The 17891-nt window shown below is 72.4% G+C and carries 16 protein-coding genes, 1 pseudogene and 1 riboswitch; of the genes and pseudogenes, 4 read left to right on the top strand and 13 right to left on the bottom strand.

Annotated elements, in window-relative coordinates; translation table 11 throughout:
- Positions 1–225: 225 nt before the first annotated feature.
- Together ACFUPX_RS27415 and ACFUPX_RS27410 are read right to left on the bottom strand one after the other, a co-directional pair.
- Positions 226–747 (bottom strand): DinB family protein, encoded by a 522-nt coding sequence (locus ACFUPX_RS27415; RefSeq protein WP_383328077.1) that lies wholly within the window; start codon positions 745–747, stop codon positions 226–228.
- A gap of 108 nt (positions 748–855) precedes the next feature.
- Positions 856–1959: a pyridoxal-phosphate-dependent aminotransferase family protein gene (locus tag ACFUPX_RS27410; RefSeq protein WP_383328074.1), complete on the bottom strand. Its 1104-nt coding sequence runs from the start codon at positions 1957–1959 to the stop codon at positions 856–858.
- Positions 1960–2047: 88 nt separating this feature from the next.
- Between ACFUPX_RS27410 and ACFUPX_RS27405 the strand changes: the two genes are divergently transcribed.
- Positions 2048–3145, top strand: coding sequence for an amidohydrolase family protein (locus ACFUPX_RS27405; RefSeq protein WP_383328071.1), 1098 nt, complete (start codon positions 2048–2050; stop codon positions 3143–3145).
- A gap of 111 nt (positions 3146–3256) precedes the next feature.
- Here the strand turns inward: ACFUPX_RS27405 and ACFUPX_RS27400 are convergent, their stop codons facing one another.
- Complete coding sequence (locus ACFUPX_RS27400) at positions 3257–4078, bottom strand: 2-phosphosulfolactate phosphatase (RefSeq protein WP_383328068.1); 822 nt, start codon at positions 4076–4078, stop codon at positions 3257–3259.
- Positions 4079–4388: 310 nt separating this feature from the next.
- Here ACFUPX_RS27400 and ACFUPX_RS27395 point away from each other — a divergent pair, with 310 nt between their 5' ends.
- Positions 4389–5321 (top strand): SCO1860 family LAETG-anchored protein, encoded by a 933-nt coding sequence (locus tag ACFUPX_RS27395; RefSeq protein ID WP_383328065.1) that lies wholly within the window; start codon positions 4389–4391, stop codon positions 5319–5321.
- A 196-nt stretch (positions 5322–5517) separates the two neighbouring features.
- On the opposite strand, the gene cobC is transcribed toward ACFUPX_RS27395, so the two are convergent.
- From cobC to ACFUPX_RS27380, 3 genes and pseudogenes are all read right to left on the bottom strand, one after another.
- Complete coding sequence (gene cobC, locus ACFUPX_RS27390) at positions 5518–6582, bottom strand: Rv2231c family pyridoxal phosphate-dependent protein CobC (RefSeq protein ID WP_383328062.1); 1065 nt, start codon at positions 6580–6582, stop codon at positions 5518–5520.
- A complete protein-coding gene (locus ACFUPX_RS27385; protein WP_383328059.1) occupies positions 6566–7402 on the bottom strand; it encodes a sirohydrochlorin chelatase in 837 nt (278 codons plus the stop codon). The genes cobC and ACFUPX_RS27385 overlap by 17 nt, the downstream gene beginning before the upstream one ends.
- Positions 7403–7470: 68 nt before the next feature.
- A pseudogene (locus ACFUPX_RS27380) lies at positions 7471–7839 on the bottom strand (cobalamin biosynthesis protein); the annotation flags it as partial.
- Between the two features lie 155 nt (positions 7840–7994).
- On the opposite strand from ACFUPX_RS27380, the gene ACFUPX_RS27375 reads away from it, so the two are divergent.
- Positions 7995–8726: a ZIP family metal transporter gene (locus ACFUPX_RS27375; RefSeq protein ID WP_383328056.1), complete on the top strand. Its 732-nt coding sequence runs from the start codon at positions 7995–7997 to the stop codon at positions 8724–8726.
- A 64-nt stretch (positions 8727–8790) separates the two neighbouring features.
- Here the strand turns inward: ACFUPX_RS27375 and ACFUPX_RS27370 are convergent, their stop codons facing one another.
- The 5 genes from ACFUPX_RS27370 to ACFUPX_RS27350 form a co-directional block, all read right to left on the bottom strand.
- Entirely contained in the window at positions 8791–10137 is a 1347-nt protein-coding gene (locus tag ACFUPX_RS27370; RefSeq protein ID WP_383328054.1) for a cobyrinate a,c-diamide synthase, read from the bottom strand.
- The gene (cobO, locus tag ACFUPX_RS27365; RefSeq protein ID WP_383328051.1) at positions 10131–10739 is read right to left on the bottom strand and encodes a cob(I)yrinic acid a,c-diamide adenosyltransferase; all 609 of its coding nucleotides are present in this window, start codon (positions 10737–10739) and stop codon (positions 10131–10133) included. The genes ACFUPX_RS27370 and cobO overlap by 7 nt, the downstream gene beginning before the upstream one ends.
- 1 nt (position 10740) lies before the next feature.
- Entirely contained in the window at positions 10741–12804 is a 2064-nt protein-coding gene (locus ACFUPX_RS27360) for a putative cobaltochelatase (RefSeq protein ID WP_383328048.1), read from the bottom strand.
- 67 nt (positions 12805–12871) lie between these two features.
- On the bottom strand, positions 12872–14380 hold the full coding sequence (locus ACFUPX_RS27355) for a cobyric acid synthase (protein WP_383328045.1): 1509 nt from the start codon (positions 14378–14380) through the stop codon (positions 12872–12874).
- Complete coding sequence (locus tag ACFUPX_RS27350; protein ID WP_383328042.1) at positions 14377–15318, bottom strand: cobalamin biosynthesis protein; 942 nt, start codon at positions 15316–15318, stop codon at positions 14377–14379. The genes ACFUPX_RS27355 and ACFUPX_RS27350 overlap by 4 nt, the downstream gene beginning before the upstream one ends.
- Positions 15319–15422: 104 nt before the next feature.
- A riboswitch (cobalamin riboswitch) is annotated at positions 15423–15557 on the bottom strand.
- A 244-nt stretch (positions 15558–15801) separates the two neighbouring features.
- Between ACFUPX_RS27350 and ACFUPX_RS27345 the strand changes: the two genes are divergently transcribed.
- On the top strand, positions 15802–16017 hold the full coding sequence (locus ACFUPX_RS27345) for a DUF397 domain-containing protein (protein WP_383328039.1): 216 nt from the start codon (positions 15802–15804) through the stop codon (positions 16015–16017).
- A 237-nt stretch (positions 16018–16254) separates the two neighbouring features.
- Here the strand turns inward: ACFUPX_RS27345 and ACFUPX_RS27340 are convergent, their stop codons facing one another.
- A complete protein-coding gene (locus ACFUPX_RS27340) occupies positions 16255–16800 on the bottom strand; it encodes a hypothetical protein (RefSeq protein ID WP_383328036.1) in 546 nt (181 codons plus the stop codon).
- A gap of 44 nt (positions 16801–16844) precedes the next feature.
- On the bottom strand, positions 16845–17699 hold the full coding sequence (locus ACFUPX_RS27335; protein WP_383328033.1) for a helix-turn-helix domain-containing protein: 855 nt from the start codon (positions 17697–17699) through the stop codon (positions 16845–16847).
- Between the last annotated feature and the right edge of the window lie 192 nt (positions 17700–17891).

Genomic DNA, 17891 nt, shown 5'->3' with positions numbered 1-17891 from the left:
TGATTTGATGGGGTCATAGGGCACATCTCGGGCGCGATGTGGAGTACGTCACAGAACCGTAACTCCCACGAAGCCTGTCCGAATTGTGAGACTTAGTGCTGACGCGACCCTGACGAAACCTTAGTGTTTAGGTCTCCGGAAAGCGGGCAGAAGAATACGGGAAGCTGTGCTGATAAAGTGGATAAAGAAGCGGTGAGAATGCGTCCGTGAATTTACGTAGAGTATTTACGGCCCCGTCACCCCGTCGATTCCCTCCCTGAGGAGATCGGCGTGACCGTTGTGCCGTGCGTACTCCTCGATGAGGTGGACCAGGATCCAGCGCAGGCTGACCTCGGCGCCGCCCGTCATGGCCGCCTCCCGTTCGCTCAGCCGCCCGACGCCGTCCAGCGGCCGTCCCTCGCAGAGCTTCCTGCTCACCGCCACCTCGCGCCGCCACACGGCCAGTGCCTGCTCAAAGGTCCACTGCGGGTCCAGGGTGAAGCCCGTGGGGTCCTCGTAGACCGTCGGCACGTCCTGCCCGGCGAGCACGCGCTGGAACCAGTTCCGCTCCACCTCGGCCAGATGCTGCACAAGACCGAGCAGGGTCAACGACGAGGACGGGACCGAAGCGATACGGGCCTGTGCGTCATCGAGCCCGGAACACTTGACTTCGAGGGTCCCGCGATGGAAATCGAGCCAGCCCGCCAGCATCGCGGGCTCATCGGCGCTCGGGTCGGGAACGGGGCGGCCGTCGGGGAGCGTGGGCATGGCGCTCACGCTGCCACGGACACGCACCCGGACGTCGGCTGTTCGCTGTGAGCTTGGTGCGGCCCGCAGCCGCATGAATCGCGGGCCGCCGGGCAGACGGGGGCCCGCTTACTGCCAGGCGGCCGTCACCGCACGCCGTGCCGCTTCGAGGTCGACTGCGAGACCGGCCTCGCCCATCGCCGCGCCCAGGGCGGCGAGCGAGGCGTGCACGACGCCACGGGTCGCGTCCGGGCCGTAGTGGTTCACCCGGATCATCTCCTTGGCCAGCGCGCCGCCACCGGCGACCAGCGGAAGCACCGGGTCCGCCGCGAGCGCCTTGGCGACGAGCACCGAGGCGTCGACGCCCTCCGGGGCCCGCAGCGTCGTGGCGACGGGAGCGGCGTCCCCCGCCTCGTGGACGTACGGCGAGAGGCCGCCGCCCAGGGCGATCGCCCCCGAGCGGGTCGCGGCGGCGGCGGTGGCGTGCCGCGCCGTCAGCGCGTCGAGCCCCTCCGCCTCGATGCGCTCCACGCACGCTTCGAGCGCGAGCATCTCCAGCTGGGCCGGGGCGTGCAGCAGCGCCTTGCGCCCGCCGTCGATCCACCGCTCCTTCCAGTCCAGGAGGGAGAGGTACGAGTGGCGCGGCGCCTGCGGATTGGCGGCGAGCCGCGTCCAGGCCCGCTCGCTCACGGAGACCGCCGAGACGCCCGCGGGGCCGCCCATCGCCTTCTGCGCGCCGATCACGCACAGGTCCACGCCCCACGCGTCCGGCAGCAGCGGCTCGGCGGCCACCGAGGCGACGGCGTCGAGCATGAACAGGGCGCCGTGCTCACGTACGACCTCACCGATCTCGGCGACCGGATTGGTGTTGCCGGTCGCGGCCTCGGCATGGACGAGCGAGACGAAGTCGATCTCGGGGTGCGCGGCGAGCGCCTCGCGGACCTGCTCGGCGGTCACCGCGGTGTGGAAGGGAACGGCGAGATCGACGACGGTCGCCCCGCAGTCCCGCAGCCAGTTTCCAAACGTCTGCCCGTAGGGCCCGGTGATGACGTTCAGGGCGGTCGTGCCGGGCCGCGCCGCACCCCGGATGCAGCCCTCCAGGGGAAGCAGCGCCTCGCCCTGCATGATCACGACGTCCTGCGAGGTGGAGAGCAGCCCGGCGACGCGCTCCTCGATGGAGGCGAAGTGCCGGGCGCTCAAGGGGGCCAGGTCAAGGAAAGGATGCGTCGTCACGGTACTGCTCACTTCGCTGCTCACTTCGCTCACGAGTTCGTTCGGGCTGCCGGTCCGAGCGTACCGACAGGCTCCTAAGCTGCTGCACATGAGCGATCACAGCGATCACGCGGTGCTGCACGTGAAGGGCCGGGTGCTGGTCGGCCCGGACGAGGTCCGGGACGAATTGTGGGTGGTCGGGGGCAGGGTGACGTACGACCGCCCGGCGGCGGCGCCGGACGTCACGATCGACGGCTGGACGCTCCCCGGCCTGGTCGACGCGCACTGCCACGTGGGCCTCGACGGGCACGGCCCGGTGGACGCGGCCACGGCCGAGAAGCAGGCGCTGACCGACCGCGAGATCGGCGCCCTTCTCATCCGCGACGCGGGCTCCCCGTCCGACACCCGCTGGATCGACGACCGCGAGGACCTCCCGAAGATCATCCGGGCGGGCCGCCACATCGCGCGCACGCGCCGCTACATCCGCAACTACGCCCACGAGATCGAGCCCTCCGACCTCGTGGCGTACGTCGCCCAGGAGGCGAGACGCGGCGACGGCTGGGTCAAGCTGGTCGGCGACTGGATCGACCGGGACGCGGGCGACCTGACGGCGTGCTGGCCCCGGGCGGAGGTGGAGGCGGCGATCGCGGAGGCGCACCGCCTGGGCGCGCGGGTGACGGCGCACTGCTTCGCCGAGGATTCCCTGCGGGACCTGGTGGAGGCGGGCATCGACTGCGTCGAGCACGCCACCGGCCTCACCGAGGACACGATCCCGCTCTTCGCCGAGCGTGGCGTCGCGATCGTCCCCACGCTGGTGAACATCGCGACGTTCCCGCAGCTGGCCGACGGCGGCGAGTCGAAGTTCCCGAAGTGGTCGCGGCACATGCGGCGGCTGCACGAGCGGCGCTACGACACCGTGCGGGCCGCGTACGACGCAGGGGTGCCCGTATACGCGGGCACGGACGCGGGCGGCTCCCTGGCCCACGGCCTCGTCGCCGCCGAGGTGGCCGAGCTGAGGCTCGCCGGGATCCCGGCACTGGACGCGCTGGCGGCGACGACGTGGGGGGCGCGGGCCTGGCTGGGGCGCCCCGGCCTGGTGGAAGGGGCGCCGGCGGACCTGGTGGTGTACGGGGCCGATCCGCGGGAGGACGTGGGGGTGCTGGGGAATCCGCGGCGGGTGGTGCTGAACGGGAGGGTGGTGGGGTAAGGGCGGGTTCTTTCCCCGATCCCGCCCACATGCCTAGCGGGCCGACGGATTCAGCCCGACCGGCGTGTGAGCCCGACCGGCGTGTGAGGACGAACTCGGCGAAGCCGGTGGTCAACGGCCACCGGTGGCGGCGGAGCCGCGGATTCGGGAAGGGGCGGGATCGGTGAAGGAAAAGGCCCCGTCCACCAACACCGCCACCCCCTCCGAAGCCCCCACCTCCACGGCCACCGCCACGTCCTCCGCGAAGCCGTGGCCCCGCAGTTCCCGCCCCGACGCGCAGTCGGTCACCGCCGATGCGACATCCGGGCAGGACGTGTACGAGGCCGCCGCCATGGCCGCCTCCGGTGAGAGCCCCGCGGTGCCGCCCGCCGCCGATGCGACCGCGGCGATGATCGCCCCTGCCCCCAGCAGATCCTCCAGGGCGGGACGCAAGCCCCCGTCGGTCCACCGCTCGCCCGCGGCGACCACGGCCACCGGCCGGCCGGGCGCTCCGTAGCCCTGCCCCGCGAGCCAACTCCCCACCGCCGCCGCGTTCCTGAGGCACCCGGCGACGACCGCACCGGACGTACCCGCGGCTGCGGCGATCGCCGACCCGTTGGGGGAGGGCAGCACGAGGCGGGGCGTGAAGGGTGCCCGGCGCAGCGCGGCGGGGGAGAGGGACCACGGCGACCCGGCGCTCACCGCGCGCCGCCCCACCGCCAGTTCGGCGTCCCGCCCGGCGGCGAAGGCGACCGCGCTCTCGTCCCGCCACGCGTACGGGAAGACCTTCGTCCCCGCATCGACCGCGACCGACACTGCCGTCGTGAACGACAGCACGTCGACGACGACCAGGCACGTCACCTCCCCGCCCGCCATGAGCCGCCGGGCTCCCTCTGGCCCCCACTCGAACCGCACCCCGTACTCGCCCTGCGCCATGTGTTCCACGTGCCTCATATTGACGGAGCGTTACGCGCAAGGCCCCTGATTCGTTGCACACCATTCGGCCATGGACCCGGCGTCAACCGGCGTGTTCGAGCCAGGGAGTTGCTCAGGTGGCTGGTGGGAACGCGCGTGCCGAAAGATTCGAAAGCAAGGGCGGAAACCTCCCTTTGGAGTGAACTCACGCTTGGTCGCTGGCTATTCACTCTCAGTGCGTAAAGATTCCCCCTGTCGATGTTGCCGGTGTCGCGCTCCAGCGATGTCCCCATCCAGCGAAGCGCGACGCTTCCGGCGACTCCGTAACTCTTGTGGGGGTTCCACCACCGTGAACAGCAATGCCTTCCGCCTGCCCGCACGCCGTCTCGGCGTGATCGCCACCGCCACGGCACTCGTCGCGGGACCCTTGGCGCTCGCCGCCGCGGGCCCCGCCTCGGCGACGGGTGGCGACAAGGGCCGCGCGAACGCCGTCGTGTTGCGCACCGGGCTCGACGTGTCCCTGCTCAACAAGACCGTGAACGTCCCGCTCAGGGTCTCGCTCAACGAGGTGCAGGCGCCGGCCAGCGCCCAGAAGACCGCGCTCACCGCCAAGCTGGACGGGGTCAACGGCGGCCAGGCGTTCAGCGTGCTGCGGGCGGACGTGGCCACCGCGAAGGCGACCGTCGAGGACGGCAGGGCCGAGGGGTACAGCAACATCGCGCGGGCCAAGGTGCACGTGCCCGGCCTGCCCCTGCTGTCCCTGATCGAGGTCGAGCAGGTGACGTCCAAGGCGGTCTGCGCGGCGGGCAAGCGGCCGGTCGCCGAGGCGAATCTGCTGGGCGGTGTGACGGTGCTCGGCAAGAAGGTCACGCTGTCGGCGGGGGGTACGACCCAGGTGGCGGTGCCGGGCGTCGGAGAGGTGCGGCTCGACCTGTCGAAGACGCACACGACATCGCGTACGGCTGCCGCGTCCGCGCTGGAGCTGAAGGTGTCCGTGAACCCGCTGAAGCTGAATGTCGCGGAGGTGGAAGGGACGTTGACGCTGGCGGGCGCGTCCTGCGAGACGCCGGCGGTCGCGAAGCCGAAGCCTTCGCCGCCGGTGAAGCCGCAGGGGGGCACGGGGGAGAAGCCGGTCGTCGCGAAGCCGGAGAAGCCCGCGGAGTCGAACCTCGCCGAGACCGGCGGGAACTCGAGCACCCCCTACCTGCTGGGCGGCGGGGCGCTGCTGCTCGTCGCGGGTGGCGGGGCGGTGGCGATGACTCGCCGGGGGCGCAGGGGCTGAGGCTCGGGAGTCCCGGCGGGGCTCCGCCCCAGACCCCGTACAAGATGGCCTCACACGCCGGACGGGCTGACAGATTCAGCCCGTCCGGCGTGTGAGGACGAACTCGGCGAAGCCGGTGATGACGGCACGCACAAGCACAGGGCCCCCGCGCCGAGCGGGTTCTCGGGGAGGGGCGGGGTTGGGGAAGAAAAAGACCTCAGCCCCCCAGCGCCGCCTTCAACGCCCCCAGCAGCCGATCCGTGGTCCCCACATCCCGCACCGCCACCCGCAGCCACTCCTCCCCGAGCCCCGGAAAAGTGTCCCCCCGCCGCAAGGCGAAGCCCCGCTCCCGGAGGCGTTCGCGCAGGGCCGGGGCGTCGGGCGCCCGGAGCAGGATGAAGGAACCCTCCGCACCCTCCACGGCCCGCACCCCCCAGGGGGCGAACTCCCTGAGCCCACGCAGGAGATGGGCCCGGTCGGCGGCGATCTGCAGGGCCGCCTCCGACGCCTCGGCCAGCGCCGCAGGCGCCACGCACGCCTCCGCCGCAGCGAGGGCGGGCGAGGACACCGGCCACAAGGGCTGCGCGGCGGCCAGCGTCTCGATCGTCTCCGGGTCGGACAGGACGTAACCGATCCGCAGCCCCGCCAGACCCCAGGTCTTGGTCAGGCTCCGCAGCACCACCAGACCCGGTACGTCCGTGCGTCCCGCCAACGCCTCCCGCTCGCCGGGCACCGCGTCCATGAACGCCTCGTCCACCACCAACACCCGGCCAGGGCGGGCCAGTTCGGCGATCGAGGCCGCCGGGTGAAGTACCGACGTCGGGTTCGTCGGATTGCCGATCACGACCAGATCGGCGTCCTGCGGAACCGTCGCCCCCGCGAGGCGGAACCCGTCGTCCTCCCGGAGCAGGACCCGCCGCACCACATGCCCCGCGTCCCGCAGCGCCGCCTCGGGCTCGGTGAACTGCGGGTGCACCACCACCGGCTGACGCACCTTCAGGGCGCGCGCGAGGAGCACGAACGCCTCCGCCGCGCCCGAGGTGAGCAGCACCCGCTCCGGCGTCACGCCGTGCCGGGCCGCCACCGCCTCCCGCGCGGCCCGGCCGTCCGGATAGGCGGCAAGGCCGTCGAGCGAGGCGGCGATGTGCCGCTTCAGCCAGGCGGGCGGGGTGTTCGCGCGGACGTTCACCGCGAGGTCGGTGAGGCCGACGGCGCCCCGGACCTCGGCGTCCCCGTGATGCCGCAGGTCCGGCCCGCCCTCGCGGTCAGTGTGCGTGGGCATGCGTACCCTCGTGGTCGTGGTCGTGGTGAGGGTGCCCGTGCTGGAGTGCCCGGGGATCGCCGCCGGCCACCTCCCGGTAGCGCTCCATGACGAGGTCGAGCAGCTCCTCCTCGGGGCCGATCACGTCCGCCGTGCGCACCTCGATCTCGGGGTGCGCCGCCGCCCAGCCCTCCGTCTGCTGGAGGAGCCGCTCCGGCAGGACGCCGGTGAGGAGGAAGTAGGGCAGGACCACGATCCGCCGCGCGCCCAGGAGCACACAGCGGTCCAGGCCCGACGGCACGTCCGGCGCCGCGAGCGACACGAACGCCGTCTCCACACCGGCGTAACCCCGCCCCTCCCACAGCAGCCGCGCCGCCCTGTGCACCTCGGCGTTGGCCTCCGGGTCGGCCGACCCCCGGGCCACGAGCAGCACCGTGACGTTCGCGCGGTCCTGGGGCGTGCGGGCCGAGCCGCCGAGCGCCTCGTCCAGACGGCGGCCCAGGACCTTCAGGAGCGAGGGATGCGGGCCCAGAGCGCTGCCGCAGGCGTACGACGTGCCGGAGTGGCGTTCCAACTCGCGGGCGAGCGCCGAGGGGACGTCGCCCTCGGCGGGCGAGGGCGGCACCAGGGTCAGGGGTACGGCCGCGAAACGCTCCACGCCCCGTTCGACGAGGTCGGTGACCGCCCCGCCCAGCGTGGGGGCCGACGCGACGAAGCCGCCCGCGACCGGGAGTCCGGGATTTCGGCGGGCGAGCTCCTGCACGAAGTCCCGGAAGGCGGCCGCCCCGGCCTCGTCCCGGGCGCCGTGACCGGCGATGAGCAGTGCGGGCGGGGTGGTCACTCGGACTCCTTGATTGCTGTGCCTGTTCCGTCGGGATGAGGTGCGAAGACGCGCGGCGCCTCGTACGTGCGGCGCACCACCGCGCAGGTCGCCATGGACGCACGGCCCGGTGGCGCCGACTTCCGCTTGGGTACCACGAGTTCACCGCCGCCGCGCAGTGCGGCGGCCTCCGCCACGGAGCGCGTACCCACGGCGGCGAGCGGCGCCGCCGAGGGGTTCGGCACGTCGACACCGGACAACTCGTCGGCCGCGTACGCCACGACCGGCACCCCGAGCCGCGCCGCCGCCCCGATGATGCCGGGTTCCGCGGCCTTCGTGTCCAGGGTCGCCAACGCGGTGACGGACGCGGCGGAGATCCCCGCCTCCCGGAGGGCGTCCTCGACGAGCCCGACGACCTCCGCGGCGGGCACCCCCTTGCCCGCACCGACGCCCACCACGAACTCGGCCCCCTCCTCGGCGGCGGAGGTCCGGGCGTGGCCGGTGTCGGCCATGGGCGAGGGGTTCCTCTCGTACGGGTGAAGAACGGTGGGCGTCCGTGTCACAGCGGGTCGTGGATGTGCGGGGCAGGGGGTGGATCGGCTAGCAAGGGCGCATGGCGGTGTTCGTGGCGCTCGGCGCCTTTGTGATGACCCTGGTGGGCGGCTGGACGGCCCAGCGGGTCACTGACCGGCGCCACCTCGTCCTGGGGCTCGCCGGCGGTCTGATGCTCGGCGTGGTCGGTCTCGACCTGCTGCCGGAGGCCCTGGAGGCCGCGGGCGCCCCGGTCTTCGGCGTACCGGCGGCGCTGCTCCTGTTCGTCGCGGGCTTCCTCACCGCGCACCTGGTGGAGCACCTCCTCGCGGGCCGCCACGCCGCCCACGGCGCGGACGAGCACACGAACGGCCGAGTCCCCCAGGTGGGCCTCACGGCGGCCGGCGCGATGGTCGGGCACAGCGTCATGGACGGGGTGGCGATCGGCGCCGCGTTCCAGGTGGGCGGCGGCATGGGCGTGGCGGTGGCGCTCGCGGTCATCGCCCACGACTTCGCGGACGGCTTCAACACGTACACGCTCACCAGCCTGTACGGGAACGCCCGCCGCAAGGCCCTCGCGATGCTCTTCGCGGACGCGGTGGCCCCGGTGGTGGGCGCCGCGTCGACGCTCCTGTTCACCATTCCGGAGCAACTTCTCGGCGGATATCTCGGCTTCTTCGGCGGAGCGCTCCTCTACCTGGCTGCCGCGGAGATCCTGCCGGAGGCCCACCACGATCATCCGGCCCGCTCGACGCTGCTGTGCACGGTGGCGGGGGCGGCCTTCATCTGGCTGGTGGTGGGCATCGCGGAGTGAGGCCACGGCGCGGACCGGGCTCACCGGGCCCCGCCCCGCCGCCCTGCCCCCACCAGGGCGCCGTTCATCCCCCGCACCTCGCCACGAACCGGCGGGCGACACGGGGGTCGGAGGCCCAGTGCGTGTGCAGATAACTCGCGTGCACACCCTGCTGTACGAAGCCTTCGACGCGTCGTTCGGGGGAGTGCATCCCCCAGGCGGGAGCCGCCCCCGCGCCCGGTTCGACGACGGTGCGGTGGAACTCGTGCCCCCGCATCCGGGTGCCGACGGCGGCGAGCGGACTGTCCGACACGGCGACGGCTTCGCGGTACCCGAGAGTCAGCCGCTCGGACATCCGGGCGTGGGCGTCGAGCACCCCGCACATCGGCTTTCCGTCCAGCTCCCGGGTCAGGTAGAGCAGCCCGGCGCACTCGGCGGCGACCGGCGCCCCGCTCAGGGCCAGCTCGGCGACGACCTTGCGCAGCGGCTCGTTGGCGGAGAGCTCGGGCGCGTACACCTCGGGGAACCCGCCGCCGATGATCAGTCCGGCGGTGCCCGGCGGCAGCTCCTCGTCGTGCAGCGGATCGAAGGTGACGACCTCGGCGCCCGCCGCGGTGAGCAGCTCGCTGTGTTCGGCGTAGGAGAAGGAGAACGCGGCCCCGCCCGCGACGGCGACCACGGGGCGGCGGCCGTCGGCCACGCCGTGCGCCGGCCCCGGATCCCACGTCTCGCCGGTCATCGGGGGCGCGCTGCGCGCCAGTGCGAGGATCGCTTCGAGGTCGCAGCCCTCCCGCACCCGCGAGGCCAGCGCGGCCACCGAATCGACGGCTTCGGTCTGCCGCTCGGCCACCGGGACGAGCCCCAGATGCCGCGAGGGCGTACTGACTTGGCGCACCCGCCCCAGCGCGCCCAGCACGGGCACCCCGGACTCGTCGAGCGCGTCCCGCAGCAGCTCCTCGTGGCGCGCGGAGCCCACCTTGTTGAGGATCACGCCCCCGATCCGCACCTCGGGGTCCCAGGACGCGAAGCCGTGCACCAGCGCGGCGACCGAGCGGGACTGGGAGGAGGCGTCGACGACCAGGACCACCGGCGCCCGCAGCAGCTTCGACACATGCGCGGTGGAAGCGAGTTCAGCCTGCCCCGAGGCCCCGTCGTACAGCCCCATGACGCCCTCGACCACGGCGAGATCGGCGCCGCGCGCCCCGTGGTTGAGTAGGGGCGCCACCATCCCGGGCCCGCACATGTACGCGTCGAGGTTGCGCCCGGGGCGCCCCGTGGCCAGCGCGTGATACCCGGGATCGATGTAGTCGGGCCCCACCTTGTGCGGGGACACCGCGAGCCCGGCCTCCGCGAACGCAGCCATCAGACCCGTGGCCACGGTCGTCTTGCCGCACCCGGAAGACGGCGCGGCAACGACAAGCCGAGCTACCACTCGATGCCCCTCTGGCCCTTCTGACCGGCGTCCATCGGGTGCTTTACCTTGGACATGTCGGTGACGAGATCGGCGAACTCGACCAGGGCCTCGGGTGCGTAGCGCCCGGTGATGATGACGTGCTGATGCCCGGGGCGGTCCCGCAGGACCTCGATCACCTCGGCCACGTCGATCCACCCCCAGTGCAGGAGGTAGGCGAACTCGTCGAGGACGTACAGCGAGTACGTCTCGGCGGCGAGGTCGCGCTTGACCTGCTCCCAGCCCTCGCGGGCCTTGTCCTCGTGGCTGGGCTCGCCCTCGGCGGGCGCGCGCTGGATCCACGACCAGCCCTCGCCCATCTTGTGCCAGTCGACGGGGCCGCCCTCGTCGCTCGCGCCCAGGACCTTGAGGGCGTTCTCCTCGCCGACCTTCCACTTCGCCGACTTCACGAACTGGAAGACCCCGATGGGCCACCCCTGATTCCAGGCCCGCAGCGCCATCCCGAACGCGGCGGTGGACTTCCCCTTGCCGATCCCGGTGTGCACCATCACCAGCGGCCGGTTGCGCCGCTGACGCGTGGTGAGCCCGTCGTCCGGCACCACGTTCGGCTGTCCCTGCGGCATCTCAGGCCACGCTCCTCATCCGAGTTCCTTGTACGTCCTTGACGAGCCCGGCGATGGAATCCGCCCGCAGTTCGTCCAGCGTCACGACGGTCCCGCCGAGCTCGCCCGCCAGCTGCCCCGCGAGCCCGAGCCGCACGTGCCCCGACTCGCAGTCGACGACCACGGAAGCGATCCCGGCGGCTTCGAACAGCCGCGCGGCACGCCCGGCGCGGGCCACCGGCTCCACGCCTCCCGTGGCCCGCCCGTCCGTGACGACCACGACCAGCGGACGCCGCGCCGGGTCCCGCAGCCGCTCCACCCGCAGCACGTCGTGCGCCTTGAGCAGCCCGGCCGCGACAGGGGTGCGCCCGCCCGTGGGCAGCGTCTCCAGGCGGGCCGCCGCCGCGTCGACGGAAGAGGTGGGCGGCAGCGCCACCTCGGCGTCGGACCCACGGAAGGTGACGAGGCCGACCTTGTCCCGCCGCTGGTAGGCGTCGAGCAGCAGCGAGAGCACCGCTCCCTTCACGGCGCTCATCCGCTGCCGCGCCGCCATGGACCCGGAGGCGTCGACGACGAAGAGCACGAGGTTGCCCTCACGCCCCTCGCGCGTCGCCTGCCGCAGATCGTCCCGCCGCACGACGAGGCCACGCCCCACGCGCCCGCGCGCCCGCTGATGCGGGGCGGCAGCCTGCACGGTCGCCGCCAGGTGCAGCTTGGTGAGCGCCCCGCGGGGCCGCCGGGCCCCGGTCGTCCGCCCGTGCTCGGTCCGCGCCCGGGAGCGCCGCCCCGCGGCGCCCTCACCGAGGCCGGGCACGGTCAGCGTCTTCGTACGGAACGGCTCGGAGGCCCGGACGGCCTGCTGCTCACCGGCACCGCCACCGGTGGCGGGGGCCTGTGCGGGCTCCTGCTCCTGCGGGCCGCTCTCGCCGTCGTCGGCCGGTGCGTCGTGGGGATCACGCTGGTCGGGCACGTCAGGCGCCTCGGGCGCGTCGGGCCCTTCCTGGGGCGGCTGCCCGCCCCCGTCGGGACCGCCCCCGTCGGGGCCGTCGCCGTCCGGCTCCGGGTCGTCGTCGCCGTCGCCGTTCTGCTCCAGCGTGTCGTCGAGCTTGTCCTCGTCGAGGCCGGGCGCGTCGAAGGGGTTGCGCCGGCGCCGGTGCGGAAGCGCCAGGAGAGCGGCCTGGCGCACGTCCTCGGCGAGTACGTCCTCGCGCCCCGCCCAGGCGGCAAGCGCCGTCGCGGTACGCGCCATCACGATGTCGGCCCGCATCCCGTCGACCTCGAAGGCCGCGCAGGTCGCCGCGATCTGCCGCAACGCCCCGTCGCCCAGGCGCACGTGGGGAAGCAGCGCGCGCGCCGCGACGATCCGCTCCCGCAGCGCGGACTCGTCGTCGTGCCACCGCGCGGCGAAGCCCTCCGCGTCGTCGTCGTACGCGAGCCGTCGGCGCACGACCTCGACGCGCTGATCGGTCTCGCGGGACGCGGCGACCTCGACGGTGAGCCCGAACCGGTCGAGCAACTGCGGACGCAGTTCGCCCTCTTCGGGGTTCATGGTGCCCACGAGCAGGAACCGCGCGGCATGCCGCACGGACACGCCCTCGCGTTCCACGTACGAGGCGCCCATGGCGGCGGCGTCGAGCAGCAGGTCGACCAAGTGGTCGTGCAGCAGGTTGACTTCGTCGACGTAGAGGATGCCGCGGTGGGCGTCGGCGAGCAGGCCCGGCTCGAAGGCCTTCACGCCCTCGGAGAGCGCCCGCTCGATGTCGAGCGCCCCGACGAGACGGTCCTCGGAGGCGCCGACGGGCAGCTCGACCATCCGCGCGTCGCGCACGGAGGCCCCGCCCGCGTCGTGCGGGCCGTCGGGGCAGGCGGGGTCGGGGGCGGCCGGATCGCAGGAGAAGCGGCACCCGGCGACCACGGGCACCTGCGGAAGCAGGGCGGAAAGGGCCCGCACGGCGGTGGACTTGGCGGTCCCCTTCTCCCCGCGGACGAGCACACCGCCGACAGCGGGCGAGACGGCGTTGAGCAGCAGGGCGAGCCGCAGATCGTCCTGCCCGACGAGAGCGGTGAACGGATAGGGGGTACTCACAAGGCCTCCATTACGTGGTTCAGGGCGGGGCGGGGGACAGCGGATCTCAGCCGTCCGCCTCCGCCGGTCATGAGGGCGCCCCGGGTGCGATGAAGGGGAGGCCGGAGGGGGCGCCGTTCTCGATCAGGCCGAGCAGCGCGTCGGTGTCCGCGTGTTCCTCGATCAGGTCGCCGAGGAGGTCGAGCTGCTCCTCGCGCAGCGCCCCGAAGCTGGTGTCGGGCGCGGGCACGAAACGGCGCCCGGCGGCGCGGGCCACCTCGGTCAGGAAGCGGCGTCGGAACGCGTCGCTCTCCAGCGAGCCGTGCCAGTGCGTGCCCCACACCTCGCCGACGCGGCAGCCGTCCAGGAAGGGCTCTCCGCCCAGGACTTCGGCGACGCCGTGATGGATCTCGTACCCCTCGACGGGCTCACCGAGGGCCTCGCCGACCGGCCGTGCCAGGGTCTTCTCGCGCGCGAAGCGCACGCGCACGGGCAGCAGTCCGAGGCCGTCCACGGCCCCCGCCCGCGACTCGACGTCGTCCTCGATGTGTTCGCCGAGCACCTGGAAGCCACCGCAGATCCCGAGCACGGGACGCCCCTCGGCGGCGCGCCGCGCGATGGCGTCCGCGAGACCGCGCTGGCGCAGCCACTCCAGTGCCCGGACGGTGCCGCGTGTTCCCGGTACGACCACGAGGTCGGCGTCGAGGAGCTCGTCGGCCCGGTCCACGAACCGTACGACGACGCCCGGTTCGGCGGCCAGGGCGTCCACGTCCGTGAAGTTCGACATCAGGGGCACGGCGCAGACGGCGACCCGCAGCACGTCCTCACCGACCGGGGGAGCGACGACGGACTCCCGGACGGCGCCCCGCAGGGACACCCGCAGCCCGTCCTCCTCGTCGATGCCGAGGCCGTGCCGGAACGGCAGGACACCGAACGTGCGCCGCCCGGTGAGGTCGAGGAGCATGTCGAGCCCCGGTTCGAGCAACGAGACGTCGCCCCGGAACTTGTTGACGAGATACCCGGCGACCAGCTCCTGGTCCTGGGCGCTCAGCAACGCGGTCGTCCCGAAGAAGGAGGCGAAGACGCCCCCGCGGTCGATGTCTCCCACCACGACCACGGGGAAGCGGGCGGCCCGCGCGATCCCCATGTTCACGATGTCCGTGCGCCGCAGATTGATCTCGGCGGGACTGCCCGCGCCTTCGCAGATCACGGCGTCATAGCTGCCCCGAAGTTCTTCGAGGCATCCCACGACGGTCGAGAGCAGCGCTTCCTGCCGCCCTCCGTGGTAGCCGCGCGCCGTCATCTCGCCCACGGGCTTGCCCATGAGGACGACCTGGCTGCTGCGGTCGCTGCCCGGCTTGAGCAGTACGGGGTTCATCAGCGCGCTCGGCTCGACCCGGGCGGCCTGCGCCTGCATGGCCTGGGCCCGCCCGATCTCGGCGCCTTCGCGCGTGACGAAGGAGTTGAGGGACATGTTCTGCGCCTTGAAGGGCGCGACGGAGACGCCCTTGCGGGCCAGCCACCGGCAGATCCCCGCGGTGACGACGCTCTTGCCCGCGTCGGAGGTGGTCCCGGCAACGAGCAGTCCGCCACTCATGAGGCGCCGCCTTTCCGCATAGTGCTGACCACTGCCGCGACCCCCAGGGCCAGCAGCCCGACCCGTCGCGACAACCGCACGGCCCGCTCGATGTCCGCCACTTCGACGGCCCGCCCGCCCGTGTTCAGGACGGGGCGCTCCTCCACCCGGCCTCCGTACGAGAGCGTCCCCCCGAGCCGCACCCCCAACGCCCCGGCGAAGGCGGCCTCTACCGGCCCCGCATTGGGGCTCGGATGCCTGGCGGCATCGTCCCGCCAGGCCCGCAGCGCTCCCTTGGGAGCATCCCCGGCGACGGCCGCGAGTACCGCGGTGAGCCGGGCGCCCGGCCACCCCAGGACATCGTCGAGCCGCGCGGAAGCCCACCCGTAGCGCCGGTACTTCACGGACTTGTGCCCGACCATGGCGTCGAGCGTGTTCACGGCCCGGAAGGCGACGAGGCCGGGGACCCCGCCCAGAGCCCCCCACACCAAGGCGCCGACCACCGCGTCGGACGTGTTCTCGGCGACGGACTCGACCACGGCCCGCGCGATGCCGTCGGCGTCCAGGGCCTGCGGATCGCGCCCGCACAGATGCGGCAGCCGCTCCCGCGCCACCTCGTCGTCCCCGGCGGCGAGCGCACCGCCGATGGCCCGCGCCTCACGTCCAAGGGAGGTCCCGCCGACCACGGCCCAGGTCGTGGCGGCGGTCAGCGCGACGGATGCGGCACGTGCGTCCCGTACGAGGGAAGAGGCGAGAACGGCGGCGCAGGCCGCGCCCCCGGCGCACACCACGGTGTGCAGGGCGCCCCACCCGCGGTGGTCACGCCACAGCACCCGCTCGACAGCGCCCGCGGCCCGCCCGAACGCGGCGACCGGATGCCCGCGGCGAGGATCGCCGAGGAACAGATCACCGAGGAGGCCGGCGGCAGCGCCGTACGCGAAGTCGCGATCGGCACGCACGGGTTCAGCCGGCCGGTACGTGAAGGGGAGCGAGCAGGGTCACAGGAACCGGCAACGGGCGGCCGCGCATGGCGATATGTCCTCACTCAGGGTGTCCGCGCCCTGGTTCGACGTGACCGGCGGGGAGAGTTCCTGGCTTCCGAGGAGTCGAACCCTCGATGACAGTGGCGGGACCGCGCCGGATTCACACCGGCTTCCTCTCCTGCCGCCGTAATGGCTCCGGCAGTCCACCACGCCCGCGAACGCCCGTCAACTTGCCGTTGACCTGGGACGGGAGAGTGTGCCGAGGCCCACATGAGGCCGGTTTTTCCCTAGGCCTGGAAATTGAACTTTCCTAGACTGGAACACGACAACCGGAGAGCGGTCCAAGAGTCATTTGGTCCGGGTCGTTACGTGGTGCGGTGGTTCTCGGCGGACCTGTCGGCCCGCCGACATCACGGCGCTATCGTGCGGACACCGGCTCTCTGGTAGGGGGAGGTCGGCGTGGGCAATGAGAAGTCGTCCGGACGGTTGTGGCGCAGGAGCAGCTTCAGCGGGTACGACGGGGACTGCGTCGAAGTCGCCTTCGTGCGGGAGGCGGTGATCGTCCGTGATTCGCAGAACCCCTCGGCGCCACATGTCGTCTTCTCCGTCGGGCGCTGGCAGGCGTTCCTGAGCGCTTTCGTCGGCGCGGGGGGAGAGGGAGGGGGAGCAGGATGACCGAGCGTCATCTCGCTGAAGCGCGGCACTTGGTGAACGGTGTGCGCGGGGGGAAGCGGAAACCAGCAGGGGTCGTCGCGGTCGTGGCGGGGTGTGTGCTGCTCGGCGCGGCGGCCACGCTGGTCGGCGCGGCGGCTTCCCAGCTGGTCGAGGGCACGGCCGCACGGCTGGCCGTCTGGTCCTCCGCGGCCATGGCGGCCGCGGTGTCCATGGGGCTCTGGTGGGGCTTGGCCGAGTTCAGGCAGGATCATCGGCCTCGGCCCTGGGCTCGGACTGCTGGGCGGGAACCACAGCACGGCGGTCGTCGCTGAGCGTGGGCGTCGCCCCTGTCTGCGAGATCAGTTTGGTGAGCTGGCGGCTGAGTGCGACGACGGGGGCCGAGAAGAGGGCGATCACCGATCCGACCGTCCAGAAGCCCGTCATGCCCACGACGGCCAGAACGACGAGCACTCCGGTGAGCGTCAGCGCCAGGACGAGTATGCAACCGGTGCAGTAGACGATCCTGGTCGTGAACATCCGGACGTTGTCGTCCGTGCGATGGCGGTCCAGCGTGTCCATCCGGTCCGTGCGGCCCTGGTCGGTCATCGCTTCGCGGACGAGTTGGTTGTAGGAGGGGCCGGACGCCGTCGGCTGCTCGGAAGCGGCGTCGGCGTCGGCATCGTCGGCCGTGCCGGTGGAGGCCCCACCGGCACCTTGCGCACCACCCGAACCGCCGTTACGCCACGGCGCCTGCCTGATGGCCGCCAGAACCCCCCGCCACCACTCTCGCAACGCGGCTGGCATCTTGAGGCCTCCTCGCTCCTCCCGGACTCCTTGGGTCCGGAAGATCAGCTGCTGTCAATGCCGTCCCTGACCCGATTGATCAGGTCGATGGCCTGCTCTCCTGCGTACGCGGTCTCGCGGAGAGCCTCGAAGCACTCCTGGTGCCGCACGATCAGCTCGTGGTCGTCACGGATCGACTGGTTCCCCTGGGCTTCCAGGTAGAGCAGGTCCTCGTCGTCGAAGAAGCCGAGCAGAATGAAGCTGCTCAGCGTGGAGTAGTGGGCGCCCGCCGTGAACGGCAGAACCTGGAGGGACACCTTCGGGCGCGTCGATACGTCGATCAGGCGCTGCAACTGGGCCCGCTGCACGCGCGGTCCGCCGACCTGCCGGTGCAGTGCGGCCTCGTCGACGATGAAGAACGTCCACGGCGGGTTCTCACCCTCCAGAGCGCGCTCCTGGCGCAGTGTCCGCAGCTCCACGATCTTCCCTGCCCGGTCCTCGTCGAGGCGCGGCGCGAGGAGGGCGGTCGCGTACTCGTCCGTCTGCAGAAGGCCGGGCACGATGACGGGGTTGTAGGTGCGAAAGGACGCGGCCGCGCTTTCGTACCCCAGGTACTGACTGAACTGCTGCCCGATGACGTCGTTGTACCGGGCCCACCAGCTCGGACCCTTGGAGCCGCGGGCGGCCTCTTCCAGCTCCTCGGTGAGTTCCGGGTCCGTCACCGCGTACTGCTGGAGAAGAGCGCGAAGGTCGGTGACGGAGAGGCTGACCGTCCCCTGTTCGATCCTCATGATCTTGGAAAGCGACCAGTCGAGGGCGTGGGCGGCCTGGCCCTGCGACTGCTTCGTGGCCTCGCGGGCCTTACGGAGTGCGATGCGCAGCCTGCGGCGATTCAGGCTCGGGTCGACATCCCTCGACATGGTGGCTCCTCGCTGTCGTGATGGCTGTAGTTTCAATGACATAAGGCAGAGGGCCATATGTTCAGCCGACGCTAGCAGACAGCTCCATTGCATTATGCCATATGTCACTTCGCTGCATCGCATGCGCTCGATCGTGTGAAGGACAGAGGAGTGCGGACATGCGAGAGCCGGGTGGGACGCACCCATGAGGTG

The sequence above is a fragment of the Streptomyces sp. NPDC057302 genome, assembly GCF_042667685.1.
GTDB lineage: Bacteria > Actinomycetota > Actinomycetes > Streptomycetales > Streptomycetaceae > Streptomyces.
This window is presented reverse-complemented; position numbering and strand designations above follow the sequence as displayed.